The organism is Nocardia vinacea (assembly GCF_035920345.1).
Taxonomy (GTDB): domain Bacteria; phylum Actinomycetota; class Actinomycetes; order Mycobacteriales; family Mycobacteriaceae; genus Nocardia; species Nocardia vinacea_A.
The window spans coordinates 595598-615127 of record NZ_CP109149.1 but is presented as its reverse complement, the minus strand read 5'-3'; the positions used below and the strand labels follow the sequence as shown (position 1 = coordinate 615127).

Genomic DNA, 19530 nt, shown 5'->3' with positions numbered 1-19530 from the left:
TCAGGGTCGCGAGCTGAGTCGGACCACCGGGTATTCCTCGTCGGCTTTGCGCTGATATTTCTCGTAACGGGGTTGGGCGGCAGTGATGCGCTGCCAGGCCTGTTCGCGGTCGGCGCCGTCGAGCCGATGTGGTGTCACCGGGACGGCGACGCGGCCGTGCATTTCGATCGATGCCAGATCCGGATGCGCCATCAAGTTGACGTACCAGCCCGGGTGACGGTCCCCGCCGCCCGATGCGACGACCAGCCAGGCGAGCTCCGGTCCGCTGCCCGGCGCTTCTCGATTCCTGATCGGTCCGAGTCACCGATAGGAAACCAGTTGGGCGCGACGGTATCCGGGCTGGTAGCGTACCGGAGGCCGTGACATCGAGCGAGGAGGTGAGACCCATGAACGCTGTATCCATGTGGGTGCTCCCCTTCGGGTTCACGGTCGGGCGATTGAGGTAGGTGTCGCCGGGAGTGCCTCTACAAGGCAAGCCCGAAAGGCAACAACCAAATGCATTTCACCTCGCAGACATCGTCGAGCGGTGTCATCGAACGCGACTTCATCCTGGGTGAGGTCCCCGGTGTGCTCTTCTCACCCGAGTCCGGCTCCGACCACGCACCCCTGATCCTGATGGCGCACGGCGGCGGCCAGCACAAGAGAGCACCGGGAATCCTGGGCCGCGCCCACCACTTCGTGACGGCCTGCGGTTTCCATGTCGCCGCCATCGACGCGCCAGGACACGGCGACCGACCGCGCACGGCGACCGACGAACAGCAGGTGGCCGCCTTACGGCAGGCTCAGGCAGCGGGCGAATCCATCGGCCCGATCGTCGTCGGGATCCACCTCGACCTGGCGGCACGTGCCGTACCGGAATGGCAGGCAACCATCGACGCCCTCCAGAAACTTCCAGAGATCGGCACCGACGCGCCGATCGGCTTCTGGGGCATCATGCAGGGCACCGGAATCGGCGTCCCGTTGACGGCGGTCGAATCCAGGATCACCGCCGCGGTCTTCGGTTGCCTCGGACATGAAACCCTGACCGAGGCGGCAGCACAGATCACCGCCCCGATCGAATTCCTGCTCCAGTGGGACGACGAACTCGTCGACCGCCAATCCGGACTCACCCTCTTCGACGCCTTCGCATCGAAGGAAAAGTCGTTGCACGCCAACGCAGGTGCACACGCCGGAGTACCGAGGTTCGAAGTCGACAGCGCGGCCCGCTTCTTCGCCCGGCATCTCGGCACATCACCGGCCTGACTCAACAGGTTTCGGCGACCGGCTTCGTGCCGGTTGCCGATACCCTGTAGCAAATTTCGTCGTACCAGGCCGGATCGAGCGCAGGCTCTGAAGAGGTCGGTCGACCGCGACGGCGTTGTACGGCGTGGTCGGTGACTGCGGTGTGGTGAGGCGAGCGTTCGGCAGGTACAGGCGATCGCCGAACGCAGCGATGGTTGTCGGTGTGTCGAAGCGCGGATCGGTCAGGCGCAGCTCGAGCGTGCCGGTCGCGCCCGCCGCCTCGAGCGCGATGACGGCGACCGCATTGCGCCGGTTCTGGACTACGAACAGCGTGCTGCCGTACAAGAGCAGTCCGTCACCGTCGGGCACGGTCTCGGTGCCGATGTCGATCCGGCGCGTCGTGCCCGTCGCCGGGTCGACACGGAACAGGTGGCCGGTCACCGACTGCACGATGATCAGCCCCGTGCCGTCGGGGGTGCGCACGATTCCGTTGGCGTTGAAAGTTTTTGGTACATAAGCGATGTCGCCGATCAGCGGGAGACGCACCACTGCCTCGGGCGGTGGCAATACACCGTCGCGGCCGACCGGTAGGTGGTACAGCACGGGCGTGCGGGAGTCGGTGAACCACGCGCCCGCGGAGGTGAGCACCACATCGTTGACGAATGTGTCCGGCGGCGTGCCGAGTCGGTAGCTCGCCGACACCGCGCCGGTCCGGGTATCCACGACACGCGCATCGCCGGAACTGCCACCAGCGACGAACAGCCGACCACGATGGTCGAGCTGGAGCCCGAGCGACGGTGTACCCGGCCCGGGGCTCAGCAGGACGCGCTGCCCGGTCATCAGGCTGACGCGGTAGATGGAGCCGTCTGCCTGCGAGCCGAGATAGGCCACCGGCAGCTCCCCGATCGCGATACCCTCTGGCCGGAATCCGGCGGGCAGGTCGATCGCGGTGGGGAATGCACCATCCGCCGCCGCCCGATCCGCGGGTTGCAGCACGGCGACACCGAGGCAGGCGAGCGCGGCGGCGAGACCGAGGATTCGGCTCATCTCAGTAACCGACGGTGAAATGTTGGGTATCGCATGGGATTTCGAGTTCGTCGAGGACTGCCACGGCGAGGTCTTCGGCCGAGATTCGGGATGCGCCATCGGCATCGGTGATGAGGGTAGTGGTGCCGCGTCGGTATTTTCCCGTGCGATGTCCGGGTTCGAGGAGGGCGGGCGGACTGAGATATATCCAGTTGGCCGGGTGTGTTCGGCAGGCTTCCAGTTGCGCGACGCTGGCGGCGGCGATGGGGCGGATCGCGAGCGGCACATACTCCGGGCTGTCGATGACGAGCCGGTCTGCGTGTCCCGGGATCTGCAGCGGTGCGGCGCCGCCGACAACGAGGATGCGCGCTCGAACGGCCGCGGCCGCGTCGAGCAGCGCCGTCGTGGTTGCGGCGACGGTGTTTTCCTGCCCTGGAGCCGGACGAGTCGCCATCACGATCGCGTCGGTGCCCTCGAACAGTCTGCTCATCTGGTCGGCGTCGTGCGCGACGGCAACCACTCCGGCGGGCAGCGTGGCCGGGCGCTCTTTCCGGAATACCGCGACGAGTTCATGGCCTCGGCTCGCGGCTTCGCTGACGACGCGCGAACCGACCATGCCTGCGGCTCCGATGACGGCAATCTTCACCGAGCTGTCCTTTCCAGGGAGGGAACGGGAAGTTGTCCCGCGACGATGGCGGCAAGCGAGAACCCGAACCCCACGAGTTGGATCGGGCCGAGTGTCTGGCCGAGCAGGACAGCACCGAGCACGGCGGCCACCAGTGGCGAGAGCAGGGAGAGAATCGAGACGGAGTTGACCGGCAATGCGGTGATGCCACGGAACCACAGGACGTAGGCGATCAGGCCGCCGATCAGTCCCAGCCAGAGGTAGCCGAGGACGGCGTCCGGGTCGATCGCGGGAGGTGCGCCCTCGAAGACGAAGGTGACAGGCACCAGGAACAGACCGCCCGCGGTGAGTTGCCAACCGGCGAAGGCAGTGGGGCGCACCTCAGCGGGCCGGCCCCAGCGTTTGGTGAGCGTCACGCCGAGCGCCATCGTGGCCGCGCAGGCCAGACCCGCGACGATCCCGATGACGTCGAGTGCCGCATTCGGTCCGATCACCACCAGGCCGACGCCGACCACCCCCATTGCACCCCAGCCGATCCGCCATGCCGATGGGCTCTCGTGCAGAACTGTCACGGCCAGGATCGCCACGATGAGCGGCTGAGCTGCCGCCAAGGTCGCGGCAACGCCGCCGGGCAGGCGTTCGGCCGCGACGAACAGCAGCGGAAAAAACAGCCCGATATTCAGTACACCGAGCACCGCGGCCTTCCCCCACCACGTCCCGCGCGGCACCGTCCGGGTGACCGCCAACGCGATCAGACCGGCGGGCAGCGCACGCAAGAGTCCTGCGAAGAGTGGATGTCCCTGCGGGAGGAGTTCGGTGGTGACGACATAGGTGGTGCCCCACGCCAAAGGCGCGAGCGCCGTCAGGGCGGCGCGCGACAGGTTTCCCTTCGAAGCACCGGAAACCCGCTGTGCTACTGAACTTTTCACACTCGCAGTCTCACCCGGCCGCGATCAATGAGTCCAACACATGTTTGTCACCGGATCAATCTTGATTCAAGATTGATCCATGGAGCTCCAGCAGATGCGCTACGTCGTCGCGGTCGCCGAGACGAACAGCTTCACCAGGGCTGCCGAACGATGCCTGGTCGTCCAGTCCGCCCTCAGTCACCAGATCGCGCGCCTGGAACGCGAACTCGGCGCGCGACTTTTCGAGCGCACCAGCCGCCGGGTGCGGCTGACACCTGCTGGTGTGGCATTCCTCCCCGCCGCCCGTCAGTGTCTCGACGCCGCCGAGCGGGCGGCCGCCGAGGTCGCCGCGGCAATCGGCGAGGTACGCGGGCGGCTCGCCGTCGGCCTGATCCCGACCGTCGCCGCGGTCGATATCCCGGGTGCGTTGCGCGATTTCCGTCGGCAGTACCCGCAGGTGCGCATCGACCTGCGGGTGGGCGCGAGCGACGACCTCGTCGAACAGGTCAGGGACGGCGCCATCGATGTGGCCTTCCTCGGGCTGCCGACCACGGCGCGACCCCAGGGCGTCGCCGTTCACGAGCTCGCCCGTGATCGTCTCGTCGCCGTGGTCGCCCCGGACCATCCCCTCGCCGACGAAACAATGGTCGACCTGCACAGACTTTCATCCGAGGTTTTCGTGGACCTCCCAGCCGGGACAGCCGGACGAATCCAATCCGACCAGGCCTTCGCAGCCGCCCGTCTCGACCGTGACGTCGCCTTCGAAGTGACCAGCGCCGACTACATCGCCCGACTCGTCGGGCCGGGCCTCGCCGTGGCCATGCTCCCCGCCGCCTACGCGCCCCAGCTCACCGGCGTTGTCACCATCGAGGTCACCGACGCACCGGCCCGCGTCGAGTACGTCATCTGGAGCCGCACCGGCCGCACGCCCGCGGCGACCGCCTTCCTCGCCGTTCTCGGCATCCCGGCACACACCGGCGACTGAAACATCAGCCCCACATACAAGCGGGATGTTCCACGGCTCACATCCCGGGACATGCCCTTGCATTCGGAACAGTTGTAATTACACAATCATTGTGTGAATACAACCGTTGGAGAGCTGACTCCGCGTCGCAAGTTGGTGGTGTTGGCGACGTGTTGCCTGAGTCTGCTGATCGTGTCGATGGATTCGACGATCGTGAATGTCGCAGTGCCTGCAATTCGAGCGGATCTGGATGCGCCGCTGGCTCGGCTGCAGTGGATCATCGATATCTACGCACTCACGCTCGCGAGTCTGCTGATGCTCGCGGGGGCGACCGCGGATCGGTTCGGGCGGCGGCGAGTGTTCCGGATCGGATTGGCGGTCTTCGCACTCGGGTCGCTGGCCTGCAGCCTCGCGCCGAATATCGAAACCCTCATCGGAGCAAGATTTTTGCAGGCGATCGGTGGGTCGATGCTGAATCCGGTTGCGATGTCGATCATTACGCAGGTCTTCACCGGGAAGGTGGAACGCGCTCGCGCAGTGGGCATTTGGGGTGCAGTGGTCGGCATTTCGATGGCGCTGGGGCCGATGGTCGGCGGTGTGCTGATCGATGCGCTGGGGTGGCAGTCGGTCTTCTGGATCAATCTGCCCATCTGCGCGCTCGCCCTGGTTCTGACGACTCTATTTGTGCCGGAATCGAAGTCGTCCACGGTGCGCGGACTCGATCCGATCGGGCAGTTGCTGGCGATCGCATTGCTGTTCACGGTGGTATTCGGGTTGATCGAGCGGTTGCCGGTGGTCTTCGTGGTGTCGGCGGTGGCCCTCGCCGCCTTCCTGTGGCAGGAATCGCGGCGCTCGGATCCGTTCATCGATCTGCGCTTCTTCCGCAGTGTGCCGTTCACATCGGCGACGGTGACCGCGATCTTCGCCTTCGCGGCGCTCGGCGCGTTCCTGTTCACCTGCTCGCTGTATCTGCAAGAGCTGCGCGGTTATTCGGCGGTGCACACGGGGGCGCTGTATCTGGCCATGGCGGTCGCGACGCTCATCTTCTCACCGCTGTCGGGGCGTCTGGTCGGGCGCTACGGGACTAAACCCTCTTTGCTCGCGGCGGGCGTCGCGATGACCATCGCCGCCGTGCTACTCACTCGACTCGATGTGGCAACTCCGGTCTGGCATCTGCTCATCATCTTCGCGATCTTCGGAATCGGATTCGGCATGGTCAATGCACCGATTACGACGGCGGCGGTCAGCGGGATGCCACTGGATCGCGCGGGCGCCGCGGCGGCGGTCGCCTCGACCAGCAGACAGGTCGGCGTGAGCATGGGTGTCGCGCTGTGCGGTGCGCTGACCGGTGCCGGTCTGTGGTGGCTGATTACGGTTTTCACCGCCGGAATCGCCATACTCAGCATAGTCGCGAACACCCGGTGGGCCGCGCGGTCCCGCGATCGCGTCGCCCCGATATTGGAAGAGAAGGTCCCCGCACATGCCGGATGACGTACCCACCGCCGACGATGTGTGGGCCCAGCTCACCCACCTGGTGATGGATACCCGTGACTCGTGGAAGCGGGCGGTCAGCGAACGAACCGGCTTGCCGTTCAGTCGAATTCGCATTCTGCGCCGCCTGCGCCCCGGCCCGCTCACGCTCAACCAGATCGCGCAGGCAACCGGCATGGACGCGCCCGCGACCACGGTCGCGGTCAATAATCTAGACGAACTCGGCCTCGTCGTGCGCGAGATCGACCCGACCAACCGCCGCCGCAAACAGGTCTCCATCACCAGCGCCGGTCGCGCCATACTCGCACAGGCCATGGCCACCCCCGACCCCGCCCCGCCCGCCGTCGTTGCCCTCTCCTCCGACGACCTGCGCTCGCTGCATCAGCTCTTACGCAAGCTCGAGCACTGACCGCCGACGCATTTCACCAATTCGGAGCGGCACACTATGCTTCAATCGTATGTAGAACGTGTTCCAGCTCTGGGAGGTGGCCATGGCCACGCCGTCGATTCCCGCCGGATTCGATTTCACCGACCCGGACCTGTGGGCGAAACGCAGACCCACCGCGGAATTCGCGGAGCTGCGCCGAACCGCGCCGGTCTGGTGGTGCGCGCAGCCCGATCGCTCCAGCGGCTTCGATGACGGCGGCTACTGGGCGGTCACGAAACTCGAACACATCAAGGAGATCTCGAAACATCCGGAGATCTTCTCCTCCACCGCGAACAGCGCGATCATCCGCTATCAGTCGACCATCACCCGCGAACAGATCGATATGCAGCGGCTGATTCTGCTCAATATGGATCCGCCGGCCCACACCAAGAATCGGCGCATTGTGTCCAAGGGCTTCACCCCGCGCGCGGTGGAGGGCCTGCGGGCGGCGCTCACCGAGCGGGCGGCCCGAATTGTGCACGAGGCCAAGAAGTCCGGCAACGGTGATTTCGTGGAGCAGGTCGCCTGCGAATTGCCGCTGCAGGCCATCGCCGAACTGCTCGGGGTGCCGCAGCAGGATCGCAAGAAGCTGTTCCACTGGTCCAATCAGATGATCGGCGCCGATGATCCGGAGTACGCCACCGATGCGCCGACCGCACAGCTGGAATTGACCGGCTATGCCTGGACCATGGCCGAGGAGCGGCGCGCCTGCCCGGCGGACGATATCGTGACGCAGCTGGTCAATGCCGATATCGACGGTGAGCATCTGGGTTCGGACGAGTTCGCGTTCTTCATGATCCTGCTATCGGTGGCGGGCAATGAGACCACCCGCAACTCGATCACCCATGGTATGAAGGCCTTCGTCGACCACCCGGACCAATGGCAGCTCTATAAGGAGCAGCGGCCGCGCACCGCGCCGGATGAGATCGTGCGCTGGGCCACCCCCGTCTCGGTATTCCAGCGCACCGCGACCCGCGATGTAGAGCTCGGCGGGCAGTTGATCCGCAAGGGCCAGCGCGTCGGATTGTTCTACAGCTCGGCCAATTTCGACGAGGACGCCTTCGAGGATCCGTTCCGGTTCGATATCCTGCGCGACCCCAATCCACACGTCGGATTCGGCGGCGCGGGCACGCACTACTGCCTCGGCGCGAACCTGGCCCGGCTGGAGATCGATCTGATGTTCAATGCCATTGCCGACACCATGCCCGAATTGAGTCAGGTCGCCGAACCCGAGCACCTGCGCTCCGGATGGCTCAATGGCATCAAACGGTGGGAAGTACGTTTCGATTGATGCACGCGAACTCGGCAAAGCCGTTGCGAGCGCGCATCATGTAACTATGGAACCTGAACCAGTGCGGGTGCGGGTGATCCTGTTGTTCGGCGATCGGGCGCAGGTGCAGACACCATGGCATCCGACACATTCGCCCATGTGGATACCGGCTGCCGATATCGCCGAGCAGGCCGGGCTGCCACAGAACGAATTACCAGGACGGGAGTTCTGGGCCTCCGGTGATGAGCACGGGCTGACCGGTTTTCGGCTGGTCTTCGACCCACGGCTCTGATACGCATCGGAGGATATGCGTGAGAGTTGCAGACATCAGCGCGCGATGACTTGCGTTGGCAGCGAGGCGAATCCACGGTTGTGTCGAGCTGACATGGTCGACCGTAGTCGACCATGGGCTAATTCGGCACGAGGTCGTACTTCAGCAGCGCGAAGCCGGTGGGCACGGTGGCGCTCATCGAGATGCGATCCCCGGACCAGGTACCGACCAGTGCGGCATCGCCGTCGGCGCAATCCGCGCCTTCCGCAGTGAGCATCGGCAGCGGGTGGATGCGGTGGCGGTCGTCGCCGTGCCGGACCGTCGCCTTGTCCACATAGGTGCGTTTGTCATGATTGAGGATGTAGCGGCCGATGAAGCCGTTTTGCGGTGCGACCAGCGGGGCGACGGAGGCGGCCTTGTCGTAGAGGCCGGTCTGCTCCCCCACCTGCGGTCCGGCCCACACCACCCGCGTCGGCACCGTCAGGAGGCGCTCCACACCCTGGACGAAGTCGTCGCCGATCCAGGCGCGTCTCAGGAATCGGATCTTGGGTTCCAGATACCCGATCAGCTTGTGGTCGGCGTCCAGGAAGACGGCTCTGCAGAACTGCCCCACGGGGGTGATTTCCTCTCTGGGATAACGGCTTTCGGATAATCTAGCCTGCGAGCACGGTTGCGGCTCGGCGGGTGGTTACAGTCGAGTTACCGGCATGTTCAGGTCTGGCTCGAGATCACCCGCAACGGCTGCTTCGATGCGCGAGTTAGGCTCCGACGGTGCGATACGCCATTTCGGTTCCGCAGCTCATTCCCGACGGATCGTTCCAACCGGAAAATCTGCGGGCCTACCTCGATCGAGCCGAAGCGCTCGGCTTCGAGAGCGCATGGACGACCGAGCAACTGCTCGGATCCGCGCCCAATCTGAGTCCGATCGAGTTGTTGACCTTCGCGGCCGCATGCAATGAGCGGTTGCGCTTCGGATGCGCGGTGTTCGTGACACCGCTCCACAATCCAGTGCACCTCGCCAAACGCATCAGCACGCTGGACCAGCTCACGCGCGGCCGGCTCGAGATCGGCGTCGGGATCGGCGGACGCAACCGGATGTTCTCCGCCTTCGATGTCGACCCCGCCGACAATCTGGTGACCCGCTTCAACGAGGGCCTGCGCGTCATGAAGGCACTGTGGACCCAGCCGCGGATCGACATCGACGGCGAGTTCTGGCAGCTGACCGATGCCACCATGGAGCCGAAACCGTTCCAGAAGCCTTATCCGCCACTGTGGTTCGGCGGCAGCACACCCGCGGCATTGCGGCGGGCGGTTCGGCACGGCAACGGATTCTTCGGCGCTGGTTCGAGTACGACGGCCAAATTCGCCGAACAGGTCCGGTACGTGCGCGAGACCCTGGCCGAAAACTCTGGCGACCCATCGGATTTCCGCATCGCCAAACGTGTCTACATCGCGGTCGACGACGACCCGGCGCGGGCCGAACAGCGCATGGCAACCGCCCTTTCCGACTTCTACGGCGAATTCGGAAAAACCCTGCTGCCCGTCGCCGTACACGGCACGCCTGAGGACTGCATCCAGGGCCTACGCGAGGTGGCCGGCGCCGGGGCCGAAATGATCCTGATCAACCCGCTGTTCGACGAGGCCGCTCAAATGGAGCGCATAGCCGCGGAGGTGCTGCCGCACGTCGACTGAGCGGGTGCGGTAACGCCAGAGCGCCTCTTGGCAATGAACAGAGCAAGGGGGGCCGGTCACGCGACGAGGATTCCGGGGAGGAAAGTCATGTCCACATCGAAGACGCGGATGGCGGTGGCAGTGCTGATCGCCATCGGAGTCGTGCTGGTGTCGTGCCAGCGGTCCGTCGATTCCAAAGGTGACGACCAGAGCACGGTGAACGACCCGATACCGACGAACGTGGTGCGAACCCTCGCAAAAGGCACCTTCGCCCCGCAACAACACGTCACGAGCGGAACAGCCGTACTCCTCGAACTATCCGACGGCACAAAGCTCCTCCGCCTGGAAAACCTCGACCTCACCAACGCCCCGAACCTGCACGTATGGCTCACCGAACAACTCCACCCCTGGCCCGAACTCGACAAGCCCTACTATGCAGATCTCGGAAATCTAAAGGCCAACAAAGGAAACCAGAACTACCCTATCTCCGCCGACACTCACTTCGACCGTTTCAACGGCGTAGATATCCGCGACAACGACTCGCCTGACGCATTCGCCTACGCATCGATGCGGCTCGAGTAGACGGTGGATATCCGGGGAGATCGGTCGCGAACATTTCCGCTGCTCGAGAGCGTCTGCCGGTTGGCGGCGAAATTCTGAGCTGGTGTCAGCGCGGGTCCGGGGCTTCGGCGGGCTCGTAGCCGAGGCGGACGTCGTGGGCTACCTCGCCGCCGGAGACTGTTACTCGGGTAGTGACCGGTGGGTAGCCGCGGGCTATTACGGTGTAGTGGCCTTCGGGGAGGTCGGTTACCAGGTAGCGGCCGTTGGCGTCGGTGCGGGCACTGGCGGTGAGGTCACCGGATGCGTCCAGGACGGTGATCTGGATGTCCGGGACGGCTCGGTCGCCGTCGGCCCAGGCGGATCCGGCCAGCACGGCCATCGATGCCATATCGATGTCGTGATGTAGGAGACCGCTGTCGGGAATGGTGAGGGTGGTGGCGCTGGGGCGCATGTGTTCGGCGACCGCCACCAGGGTGTAGGTGCCCGAGACGACGCCATGGCAGACATACGCGCCGTCGCCCGCGGTGATCGCCGCGCCGACGACGTCACCGTGGATATCGGTCAGTGTGACAGTGGCACCCGGCAGCGGAGTACCGCGACCGGCCGAACGGACCACACCGGACAATTCGCCGGAGCCGGTGAGGGTCAGGTCGAGCAGCTGTGAGCGCTGTCCGATGGCCACGCTGACCGCCTCCGGCCGATGTCCGGTCGCCGATGCGATCAAGACGTAGTTGCCCGCGGCGGGCGCCTCGATCCGGTAGCCGCCGTCGGCATCCCCGGTCGCGCGCGAAACCTGGTGTCCCCGTTGGTCGATCAGGGTCAGCACGGTGCCGGGCACCGGTCTGCCGTCCTCGCGTCCGACCCGGCCGCCGATCGATGCACCTTCGTATTCGAGGCTCGAATGCGACTGCGGCACAACGGCGGCCACATACACACCATTGCCGTCGTGATCCACCGAAATTCGGCCGCCCGCACCCGCCAGCACCGGTTCGGGTTCGGAGAGCACCTCGGCGGCACCCTCCCAAACCTGTGCCTCGTCCCAACTGGATTCGGCCTCCAGGGTTACCGACTCCACAGCGGGGGCCGGATTATCCTGCAGCGGAATCTCTTTCATGAACATCAGCACCAGGCAGGCCAGCAGCGCCACCCCCGCGGCGGCATAGAAGACGCCGTGCATCGCATCGGTGAACCCGATCAGAATGGGCACCCTCAGCTCGTCCGGCAGCGCCGCGATCCCGCTGGTATTGCTCTGCATGGTGCTCAACTGCGCGGCATCGAAGCCAGCGGGCAGCGCACCACCGAATGCGTCGATGATCCGGTGCGGCAACAGGTTGAACAGGATGGTCAGGAATACCGCGACACCGAGGGTGCCGCCCATCTGCCGGAAGAAGGTCGCCGACGCCGTCGACACACCCATATCCGAACGCGGACCGGCATTCTGCGCCGCGATGATCAGGGTCTGCATGCAGCAACCGAGCCCGAATCCGATGACGCCGCCGTAGACCAGCGGCTGCCATAGCGGACTGTCGTAATGCACTTGCCCGTAGAGCGCCGCGCCGACCGCGATGATGAATGTCCCGATCACCGGCAGGATCTTGTAGCGCCCGGTCAATTTGGTGGTCAATCCGGCCAGCTGCGAGCCGAACATGATCCCGAGCACCAGCGGGAGCATCAGCAGACCCGATCTGGTCGGCGAATATCCGCGCACCACTTGGAAGTACTGCGGCACCATGACGATCGCGCCGAACATCGCGATCCCGACAATGAATCCGCCCGCGATGGTCACGCTGAAGGTCGAATTCTTGAACAGCCGCAGGGGAATCAGCGCCGCATCCTTCATCAGGAATTCGACGAGCACGAACAGCAGCAGCCCGCCCGCACCGATCCCGTAGCAGATGAGCGCGCGCTGCGAGCTCCACCCCCAATCCCGGCCCTGTTCGGCGACGATCAGCAGCGGCACCACGCAGGTCGTCAATGCGACCGCGCCGAACCAGTCGATGCGGTGATCCTGGCGCTGATGCGGGGCGTTGAGCACCTTGGCGACCACGCCGAGCGCGAGCACGCCGATCGGCACGTTGACCAGGAACACCCAACGCCAACCCTCGAGACCCCAGAGCTGGTCGTAGTTCGAGAAAAAACCGCCGAGCACCGGCCCGAGCACCGTCGAGGTACCGAAGACCATCATGAAATAGCCCTGGTAGCGCACCCGCTCCCGGGCGGGCACGATATCGCCGATGATGGTGAACGCCAATGACATCAACCCACCCGCGCCCAGACCCTGGAAGGCGCGGAATCCGGCGAGTTCGTACATCGAGGTGGCGAAGGTGCAGGCCACCGAACCGATGACGAACAGTCCGATCGCGGTGAGGTAGAACGGCTTTCGGCCGTAGATATCGGCCAGTTTGCCGTACAGCGGGGTGGTGATCGTCGCGGTGATCAGATATGCCGTGGTCGCCCAGGCCTGTTCGTCGAATCCGTCCAGGCTGTTGGCGATCCGCACGATCGCGACGCTCACGATGTTCTGATCCAGCGCGGCGAGGAACATGCCGAGCAGCAGTCCCGACAGGATGGTCAGGATCTGCCGGTGCGACAGTGACGTACCCTCACCGGCATCCAGGTCCGGCGACTTTGCCGGGGCCTGGGTGGTCGAATTCGTCATAATATGAGCCCTAGTTCTGGTCGGCTATCCGTGGTGGAAGTGTCTCGAAACCTGAGTCGAGCCGGTCGAGCAGTTGGCACACTGCGCCACAAGCGATCTGCCCCCACGCCGATCCCCTGTAACTAGTTGCGCTCGCTAATATACATACGGCCACCCAAGGCGAAACGGCCTGGTGGGATCATCCGATATCCAATGCCTCAGCGGCCGAGCGGATCCGTGTCGCTCGGCACCGGATCGCCGACAGCCAATGGCCGTGAGTTGACCATCATCGCCCGCAGACAGTCGCGCAAACTCTGCGCATACATGTCAATAGGGGTTGAACTGGCTGCGCCAGCGCGGATTCACCTCGTCGGCAAGGAGTTCGGGGGCCGAGATCTTGTTCGGGTTGCCGTCGGAGGTGTAGCGCTGGTCCGGATGCTGGTCGAGGCGGTCGAGCCAGTAGGCGGAGGCGAAGTCGACCTCAGCCTTCCCCGATCGGATGCGCGGCACGCCGGCGGGATCGACCTGGCCGAATGGAGAGGGTGCGGGCTCGGCGCCGACCAGCAGCACGGCCTCGAAGGTGTAAGGAGTGCCGTCCCAGCTTCCCGCTGTGGCGAGTGCACGATCGGTGGGGAAGATGCCGAGCGGTAAGGCCATCGTGCGCACGCGATTGCCGGGGGCCGCGGCGGTGATCGCGCGCAGGTTCTCGACCAGCTCGCGCTGCACTCCGGTGCTGTCCAGGCGACCGAGGTTGGCGTGGCTCGCGGTGTGCGCGCCGATTTCGTATCCGTGGGCGGCCAGCCAGGGCAGTGCACGCGCATCACCGGCGAACGGCTCGTTATTGACGTAGAACGTTGCGGTGGGCCGGAAGTCCGGATTGCGCACACCGAACTCCTCGAGAATCCCGATCGCGGTGTCCGGGGCCACCTTTGCGTCCTCGGTGAACCGAAGTTGGGTGATGGTGGAGTCGTCGAAGGTGAGCACCACCGGGTGGGTGCCCGCGGGGATGTCGATATGGCCGGAGATGTAATCGGCGACAGTCACCGGTCGGTAGTTCTCGCGGTACAACCGCTCGAGTTCGGCGCGGAACTTCTCCGGAGTCTGGTCGTATTCGCCGACTGGAGTCGGTGTCACCTGGTGGTACATCAGGATGGGGACGAGTCCGAGTTCGTTGGCTCCCACCGCAATCGGATCGGGCGTCGATGTGGCCACCGGAACCTTTTCGATGGCCGCCGGGACCGGAGCCGGCGCTGCACCACATGCGGTGGCCGTTGCGAATATCAAGGCCGACAGGACAACCCGAGTTCCGATAGCCGAGCACCGCACCACCGATCGAACGGTACGCGGTCGCATGGAATCTCGGTTGCGAATCGGCATAACCACGCCCGATGGAGCTGTCCGAGGTAGATAGTTAGGCAATAGCGATGGATGAAAGTTGGTGTGCGCGTTGGACAAATTGGTCCGAGTTACCGGGCGATGGCGGCTCGCGGCAATAGCGGTTATCGGAGTTTTATCAATCCTCATCGCATCCGTGATCATCGGCGCCAATCGGTCCGAGCCCGCGGGTTTGGCGCTGGCCGGATTACCGGACGGAGTCGTCGGTGCCGGCACGCTGACCGGTCTGGTATTGCGTGTGGACGCCCACGGCCACAACCCGAACGATATGCGGCTCGAACTCGACGGCAAGGCGGTGAACGGCACGGTCGAAGGCGATTCGATGGTGTACCGGCCCGGACCGCTCACCGATGGCGACCACAAGTTCACCGCCGAGATACCACGCGGGGGCATACTCGGCCTGTTCAGCGCCGGTCCGGGGGTCACGGCGACCTTCACCGTGGATACCGAGGCGCCGAAACTCGAGGTGACCCAGCCGGGTACGGCCGGATCGTATCGTCAGCCGATCACGTTGCGCGGCAAGGAATCCGGTGCGGTGCACGTTTCCGTCGGCGCGCAGTCGGTCACCCCCGCCGCGGACGGCACCTTCGAGATCACACTGCCGCGCACACCGGTGGGCGGTGCGGTGACCGCGGTCGATGCGGCGGGAAACAAGGCGACGCAGGCGATTACGACCTCGGTCGATATGCCCCGGGTCAAGGCCGTGCATATCACGGCGTACGGATGGGCATACGAGGGTTTACGCGAGCCCATTCTGGATATGGCCCGCGAGGGGCGCATCGACACCGTTCAGCTCGATATCAAGGATGAGGACGGGGTCATCGGCTACGACTCGCAGGTACCGCTGGCACAGCAGGCGGGTGCGGCCACCAATATCTACGATGTGCGCGCCGCACTGCGACAACTGCACGAGATGAATGTGCGGGTGGTCGGGCGGATCGTGGCCTTCCGCGATCCGACCATGGCCGAATGGGCATGGCACGGCGGACATCCGGACTGGGTCATCCAGAATCCCTCCGGTCAGCCGTATGCCAGCCAGTACGGTGCGATCGCTTTCACCAACTTCGCCAATCCCGAAATCCGCAAGTACAACATCGATCTCGCGACCGAGGCGGCCGAGCTCGGCTTCGACGGAATAATGTACGACTATGTCCGGCGGCCGGATGGTGCACTGTCGCAGATGCAGTTTCCGGGGCTGACCGTCACGCCCAGTGCATCCATCGCCGAGTTCCTGCACGAGAGCCGGGATCCGGTACGCGACAAAGGCGCTAATCTCGGTGCCGCCGTGTTCGGCATCGCGGCGACGCGCCCGGATGAGATCGCGCAGGATATTCCGGCGATCGCTCGGTATGTCGACTATGTGGCTCCGATGCTCTACCCGTCGCATTGGAATGCCGGTGAATACGGTGTCGCGAACCCCAATGCCCAGCCGTACGACATTATTCTCCGATCGCTGGCCGACTTCTTCGAGCAGACCGACGGTACCGGCGCGAAAGTCATTCCGTGGCTACAGGATTTCAGCCTGGGGGTGAACTACGGCGATGCCGAGGTCAAGGCGCAGATCGATGCCGCGGCGGCGGCGGGGACGAACAGCTTCTTCCTCTGGAATGCGGCGTCGCGGTATCACTCCTGGGCCGTCGTGCCCGGTTGATCCCTACTGGTCTGCGTGGCAGGTGACGTCGGCGGCGGGCAGGGCGCCGTCGGCGTAGTAGGTATTGATCGCATTGTTGACGCAGGCGCTCAGGTCGGGGCGGAAGGTCATGTGGATGCGGATGTCCTGCAGTGTGACCATGCGGGATTCGGATAGGTGCTGATGCAGTCGGGCACCGTGGGTATACGGGGTTCGGGCGTCACCGGTCGCCTGCAGGATGAGGGCGGGAACCGAATTCCGCACGGTGGTTGCGGGTTCGACGGGTCGGGGCCAGAATGCGCAGGGCTGGATATTGTTGGCCAGCGGACCGAATATCGGCTGCGTGGCACGGCTGGCTTCGATATTGCTCGCGTACCACGCCGGATCTGTCGGTGCCGCGGCATCACCGCAGGCGATCTGGGCCAAGACGGAGTTCTCCTCGGATCGCAAGGCCTGCAAGACGATTTGCAGACGTGGCGCCCGCGCCACCACGGGCGGGCCGCCCGCCGCATCGGCGATCTCACGCAAGGTTTCGGCCAGCGCTTGGTTACGCCGGAAATCGGTCACCATGTTGTGCAATAGAAATGGCAGCCAGTGATCGTCGATCGGGAAGTCGTCGATCACGATCGGTTGCCGTGCCGCCGCGGCGAGCAGCTCCGTCAGCGATGCACGAACTTCGGTCGGGGTCGAACCGAAGTGATACGTATCATCCTGTCCCGCAGCCCAATTCGACCATTCGTCGATCGCCCGCTCATCCGACGGACCCCAATCCTGGACGAGCCCGGTCCAATACCGATCCGGATCGATAGCGCTGTCGAACACCATCCGGTCGCTGCGTTCCGGAAACATCTGGGTGAATACCGCACCGAGGTAGGTGCCGTAGGAAACGCCGTAATAGCTGAGCTTCGGCTCGCCCAGCGCTACTCGGATGACATCCATATCGCGAGCGGTATTGCGGGTGGTGAGCTGGCGCACCTTCACCGGGTCATCGGCCAGACAGCCCTCGGCCATATCCGACGCCAGCGCGGTTTCCCGCGCGAAGCCCTGCGAAGTCAGACCCGCCGAATGGATCATTTCGCCCACCGGCCATCCGCAGCGCGGCGTGCGCCCGGAGCCACCGACACCACGCGGATCCATACCGATCAGATCGAAACGGGCCCGCGCCGGCGGGGTGAGCACGTCACCGAGCAGATCCACGGTGTCCAGACCCGATGCGCCGGGACCACCCGGATTGGCCAGCAGGACGCCATGGCGCTGATCCGGATCGGTGGCCCGGACCCGGGATATCGCGATCTTCAGCGTGCGATCGTAGGGCCGCAGATAATCGAGCGGCACCAGCACATCCGCGCATTCGGCCCCAGCCTTGTCCAAATCATCGATACCGCAGGCATGCCAATGCAGTCGCTGGTGATAGAACCGGTACGTCGGATCGACCTGCGCCCCGGGCACGGTGATCAGCGCCGCCCCGACCGCTACCAGCACCAACCACCGCAAAAGCCTCGCCGACAACCCACACGCCTCTCACCGCCAAATCCCGCAACTTCGTACCACACCCCGTAGCAGGGCACCCTTGCCACATTTGGTGGTGCCACCGATACTCCAAGGGGGCCGCGCCACCGCTGGTTCCGCATCGAGGGGAGGAATCAATGCTTCGAAGCCAATTGAATTCACTACGGACAGTGGAGGATTCGCTCGCCTACGGGCAGCCGTACGAAACTTCCGACGGCACCACGATCATCACCGTCACCAGGACGGGCGGTCTGCTGCGCACCACTCGTCCGGTGGGTGCGTTCGTGGTCCATGACGGAGTGGTCAGCTGGACACCCGCGGTCGATGCGACCCGGATCGCGCTGATGGGCGAATTGATCGGTCTGCTGGCCGCGGTCATCGCCACGCTCGCGGTGCTGCGCAGGCCGCCGTGGCCGGATCTATCACGGGTGGTGGCAATCGGACGGGACTCGCGACACACTTGATCCCGTGAATCGCATGCCACTCGGACATATCGACCGGGGCGGTCCGCCGTGACCGCACTCGCACGCGGGGAAAATCGACCCGCACCCGGCGACCGGATGATCGTGACCGTCACCTGCGCAGCGCCGGTCGATGTGTCGGCGCTGCTACTCGGCGCCGACGGGCGGGTCCGCTCCGATGCCGACTTCGTCTTCTTCAATCAGCCGGCCGGTCCCGGCGTCACCTATCGGCACGGCCGCGGTGCCGGCGATATGGTCGATGTGCAGACCTCCGCACTGCCCGCCGATGTCGACAAGGTCGTGGTCACGGCCAGCCTCGACGGCAGCGGGCCGCCGACCTTCGCGGGCGCGAGTTCGCTGACCGCGACGATCGGATCCGATTCCGGAACGCTGACCTTCCCGATGACCGGGCTCAGTACCGAGACAGCCGTGGTGTGCGTGGAGATCTACCGGCGCGGCGGTGCGTGGAAGGTGCGCGCGGTCGGGCAGGGCTTTGACAACGGGCTGGCCGGAATCGCGACGGCGTTCGGTGTGAATATCGACGACGAACCCGAAGCAGCACCGCCCGCTGCGGCCCAGCCGCAATACCAACAGGCTCCGGTGCCGCCGCAATACCCAGCCCAGCCGCAGGCTCCCGTTCCGCCCGCCTATCCCCCGTCCGGCGCCGTGCCGCCGCCCCCACCGATTGCACCACAGCAAGGAGCGCTGCCGATGCAGAGCGAACTGTTCGATCCGAGCCACGCCGAGGTCAACGGCATCGGCATCCAGAAGCAGGGCGGCAAGATGATCAAGGTCGCCGTCAATGGCGAGACCATGGCGCGGGCCGGCTCGATGGTCGCCTACCAGGGTGACCTGCATTTCAAGGCGCTCGGTTCGGGCGGTATCGGCCGTGCGATCCAGCAGCGGCTCACCGGTGAGGGGGTGCCGCTGATGCAGGTGTCCGGTCGCGGCGATCTTTTCCTCGCCGATGCCGCCGCCGACGTACACACCGTCGATCTCGACGGCACCGACGGGCTCACCATCAACGGCTCGAATGTGCTGGCTTTCGATACCTCGCTGTCCTACAACATCCAAAGGGTCCAGGGCGCAGCCGGTTTCGCCAGTAACGCCGGCTTCTTCAACTGCGTGTTCACCGGACGCGGTCGCATCGCCATCACCACCCACGGCTCGCCCGTCGTCCTCAATGTCGACCAGCCCACCTACGCCGACCCACAGGCCGCGGTGGCCTGGTCGTCGAGTCTGTCCACCGGCATCAAGCGCAACGACTCCTTCGGCCTCGGCCGCCTCATCGGCCGCAGCACCGGCGAGGGTCTGACGCTGTCGTTCTCCGGGCGTGGCTTCGTCATCGTGCAGCCGTCGGAACTGCCGCCGGGCGGTTTCATCGGCGGCACCGGTGGTGGTCAGGAGGCCGGACAAAGCGGCGGCGTGCTCGGCGGCTTGTTCGGATAACCGTCCCGCGCTG

Annotated in this window: 19 protein-coding genes; 11 read left to right on the top strand and 8 right to left on the bottom strand. The window is 65.1% G+C overall.

Annotated elements, in window-relative coordinates:
• Window positions 1-246, bottom strand: a complete 246-nt coding sequence (locus OIE68_RS02870; RefSeq protein ID WP_327101557.1) for a nitroreductase family deazaflavin-dependent oxidoreductase — start codon at window positions 244-246, stop codon at window positions 1-3.
• Between the two features lie 249 nt (window positions 247-495).
• Here OIE68_RS02870 and OIE68_RS02865 point away from each other — a divergent pair, with 249 nt between their 5' ends.
• Window positions 496-1242: an alpha/beta hydrolase gene (locus OIE68_RS02865; RefSeq protein WP_327097839.1), complete on the top strand. Its 747-nt coding sequence runs from the start codon at window positions 496-498 to the stop codon at window positions 1240-1242.
• Here OIE68_RS02865 and OIE68_RS02860 read toward each other — a convergent pair.
• Genes OIE68_RS02860 through OIE68_RS02850 form a run of 3 tightly spaced genes read right to left on the bottom strand, consistent with a single transcriptional unit; the run spans window position 1231 to window position 3801 of the window.
• The gene (locus tag OIE68_RS02860) at window positions 1231-2268 is read right to left on the bottom strand and encodes a superoxide dismutase (protein WP_327097838.1); all 1038 of its coding nucleotides are present in this window, start codon (window positions 2266-2268) and stop codon (window positions 1231-1233) included. The genes OIE68_RS02865 and OIE68_RS02860 overlap by 12 nt on opposite strands.
• A gap of 1 nt (window position 2269) precedes the next feature.
• Window positions 2270-2893, bottom strand: a complete 624-nt coding sequence (locus tag OIE68_RS02855; RefSeq protein ID WP_327097837.1) for an NAD(P)-dependent oxidoreductase — start codon at window positions 2891-2893, stop codon at window positions 2270-2272.
• Complete coding sequence (locus OIE68_RS02850; protein WP_327097836.1) at window positions 2890-3801, bottom strand: EamA family transporter; 912 nt, start codon at window positions 3799-3801, stop codon at window positions 2890-2892. The genes OIE68_RS02855 and OIE68_RS02850 overlap by 4 nt, the downstream gene beginning before the upstream one ends.
• Before the next feature lie 79 nt (window positions 3802-3880).
• Here OIE68_RS02850 and OIE68_RS02845 point away from each other — a divergent pair, with 79 nt between their 5' ends.
• From OIE68_RS02845 to OIE68_RS02825, 5 genes are all read left to right on the top strand, one after another.
• Window positions 3881-4765 carry a LysR family transcriptional regulator gene (locus OIE68_RS02845; RefSeq protein WP_327097835.1) on the top strand — a complete coding sequence of 295 codons (885 nt, stop codon included), beginning with the start codon at window positions 3881-3883 and terminating at the stop codon, window positions 4763-4765.
• Between the two features lie 93 nt (window positions 4766-4858).
• Window positions 4859-6235 (top strand): MFS transporter, encoded by a 1377-nt coding sequence (locus tag OIE68_RS02840; RefSeq protein ID WP_327097834.1) that lies wholly within the window; start codon window positions 4859-4861, stop codon window positions 6233-6235.
• Window positions 6225-6644, top strand: coding sequence for a MarR family winged helix-turn-helix transcriptional regulator (locus tag OIE68_RS02835; RefSeq protein WP_327097833.1), 420 nt, complete (start codon window positions 6225-6227; stop codon window positions 6642-6644). Before OIE68_RS02840 ends, OIE68_RS02835 begins: the two co-directional genes overlap by 11 nt.
• Before the next feature lie 82 nt (window positions 6645-6726).
• Window positions 6727-7953 carry a cytochrome P450 gene (locus OIE68_RS02830; RefSeq protein ID WP_327097832.1) on the top strand — a complete coding sequence of 409 codons (1227 nt, stop codon included), beginning with the start codon at window positions 6727-6729 and terminating at the stop codon, window positions 7951-7953.
• Between the two features lie 46 nt (window positions 7954-7999).
• Window positions 8000-8224: a hypothetical protein gene (locus OIE68_RS02825; protein WP_040700490.1), complete on the top strand. Its 225-nt coding sequence runs from the start codon at window positions 8000-8002 to the stop codon at window positions 8222-8224.
• 118 nt (window positions 8225-8342) lie between these two features.
• Here the strand turns inward: OIE68_RS02825 and OIE68_RS02820 are convergent, their stop codons facing one another.
• Window positions 8343-8816, bottom strand: a complete 474-nt coding sequence (locus tag OIE68_RS02820) for a hypothetical protein (RefSeq protein WP_327097831.1) — start codon at window positions 8814-8816, stop codon at window positions 8343-8345.
• Between the two features lie 158 nt (window positions 8817-8974).
• Here OIE68_RS02820 and OIE68_RS02815 point away from each other — a divergent pair, with 158 nt between their 5' ends.
• Window positions 8975-9895, top strand: a complete 921-nt coding sequence (locus OIE68_RS02815; protein WP_327097830.1) for an LLM class flavin-dependent oxidoreductase — start codon at window positions 8975-8977, stop codon at window positions 9893-9895.
• 114 nt (window positions 9896-10009) lie between these two features.
• The gene (locus OIE68_RS02810; RefSeq protein ID WP_327097829.1) at window positions 10010-10456 is read left to right on the top strand and encodes a DM13 domain-containing protein; all 447 of its coding nucleotides are present in this window, start codon (window positions 10010-10012) and stop codon (window positions 10454-10456) included.
• A gap of 85 nt (window positions 10457-10541) precedes the next feature.
• Here the strand turns inward: OIE68_RS02810 and OIE68_RS02805 are convergent, their stop codons facing one another.
• Both OIE68_RS02805 and OIE68_RS02800 read right to left on the bottom strand, forming a co-directional pair.
• Entirely contained in the window at window positions 10542-13094 is a 2553-nt protein-coding gene (locus OIE68_RS02805; protein WP_327097828.1) for an MFS transporter, read from the bottom strand.
• A gap of 306 nt (window positions 13095-13400) precedes the next feature.
• Window positions 13401-14285, bottom strand: a complete 885-nt coding sequence (locus OIE68_RS02800; RefSeq protein ID WP_327097827.1) for a polysaccharide deacetylase family protein — start codon at window positions 14283-14285, stop codon at window positions 13401-13403.
• A 319-nt stretch (window positions 14286-14604) separates the two neighbouring features.
• Here OIE68_RS02800 and OIE68_RS02795 point away from each other — a divergent pair, with 319 nt between their 5' ends.
• Window positions 14605-16119: a putative glycoside hydrolase gene (locus OIE68_RS02795; protein ID WP_327097826.1), complete on the top strand. Its 1515-nt coding sequence runs from the start codon at window positions 14605-14607 to the stop codon at window positions 16117-16119.
• A gap of 3 nt (window positions 16120-16122) precedes the next feature.
• Here OIE68_RS02795 and OIE68_RS02790 read toward each other — a convergent pair whose 3' ends face one another.
• A complete protein-coding gene (locus OIE68_RS02790) occupies window positions 16123-17607 on the bottom strand; it encodes an alpha/beta fold hydrolase (protein ID WP_327097825.1) in 1485 nt (494 codons plus the stop codon).
• Window positions 17608-17744: 137 nt separating this feature from the next.
• Between OIE68_RS02790 and OIE68_RS02785 the strand changes: the two genes are divergently transcribed.
• Together OIE68_RS02785 and OIE68_RS02780 are read left to right on the top strand one after the other, a co-directional pair.
• Entirely contained in the window at window positions 17745-18071 is a 327-nt protein-coding gene (locus tag OIE68_RS02785; protein WP_327097824.1) for a hypothetical protein, read from the top strand.
• A gap of 48 nt (window positions 18072-18119) precedes the next feature.
• Entirely contained in the window at window positions 18120-19517 is a 1398-nt protein-coding gene (locus OIE68_RS02780; protein ID WP_327097823.1) for an AIM24 family protein, read from the top strand.
• Window positions 19518-19530 lie beyond the last annotated feature (13 nt).

Excerpts from the sequence above, each read along its gene's own strand:
- OIE68_RS02830 (WP_327097832.1), top strand. The coding sequence starts at position 6,727 with ATGGCCACGCCGTCGATTCCCGCCGGATTCGATTTCACCGACCCGGAC.
- OIE68_RS02825 (WP_040700490.1), top strand. The coding sequence starts at position 8,000 with ATGGAACCTGAACCAGTGCGGGTGCGGGTGATCCTGTTGTTCGGCGAT.
- OIE68_RS02860 (WP_327097838.1), bottom strand. The coding sequence starts at position 2,268 with ATGAGCCGAATCCTCGGTCTCGCCGCCGCGCTCGCCTGCCTCGGTGTC.
- OIE68_RS02865 (WP_327097839.1), top strand. The coding sequence starts at position 496 with ATGCATTTCACCTCGCAGACATCGTCGAGCGGTGTCATCGAACGCGAC.
- OIE68_RS02785 (WP_327097824.1), top strand. The coding sequence starts at position 17,745 with ATGCTTCGAAGCCAATTGAATTCACTACGGACAGTGGAGGATTCGCTC.
- OIE68_RS02845 (WP_327097835.1), top strand. The coding sequence starts at position 3,881 with ATGGAGCTCCAGCAGATGCGCTACGTCGTCGCGGTCGCCGAGACGAAC.
- OIE68_RS02805 (WP_327097828.1), bottom strand. The coding sequence starts at position 13,094 with ATGACGAATTCGACCACCCAGGCCCCGGCAAAGTCGCCGGACCTGGAT.
- OIE68_RS02835 (WP_327097833.1), top strand. The coding sequence starts at position 6,225 with ATGCCGGATGACGTACCCACCGCCGACGATGTGTGGGCCCAGCTCACC.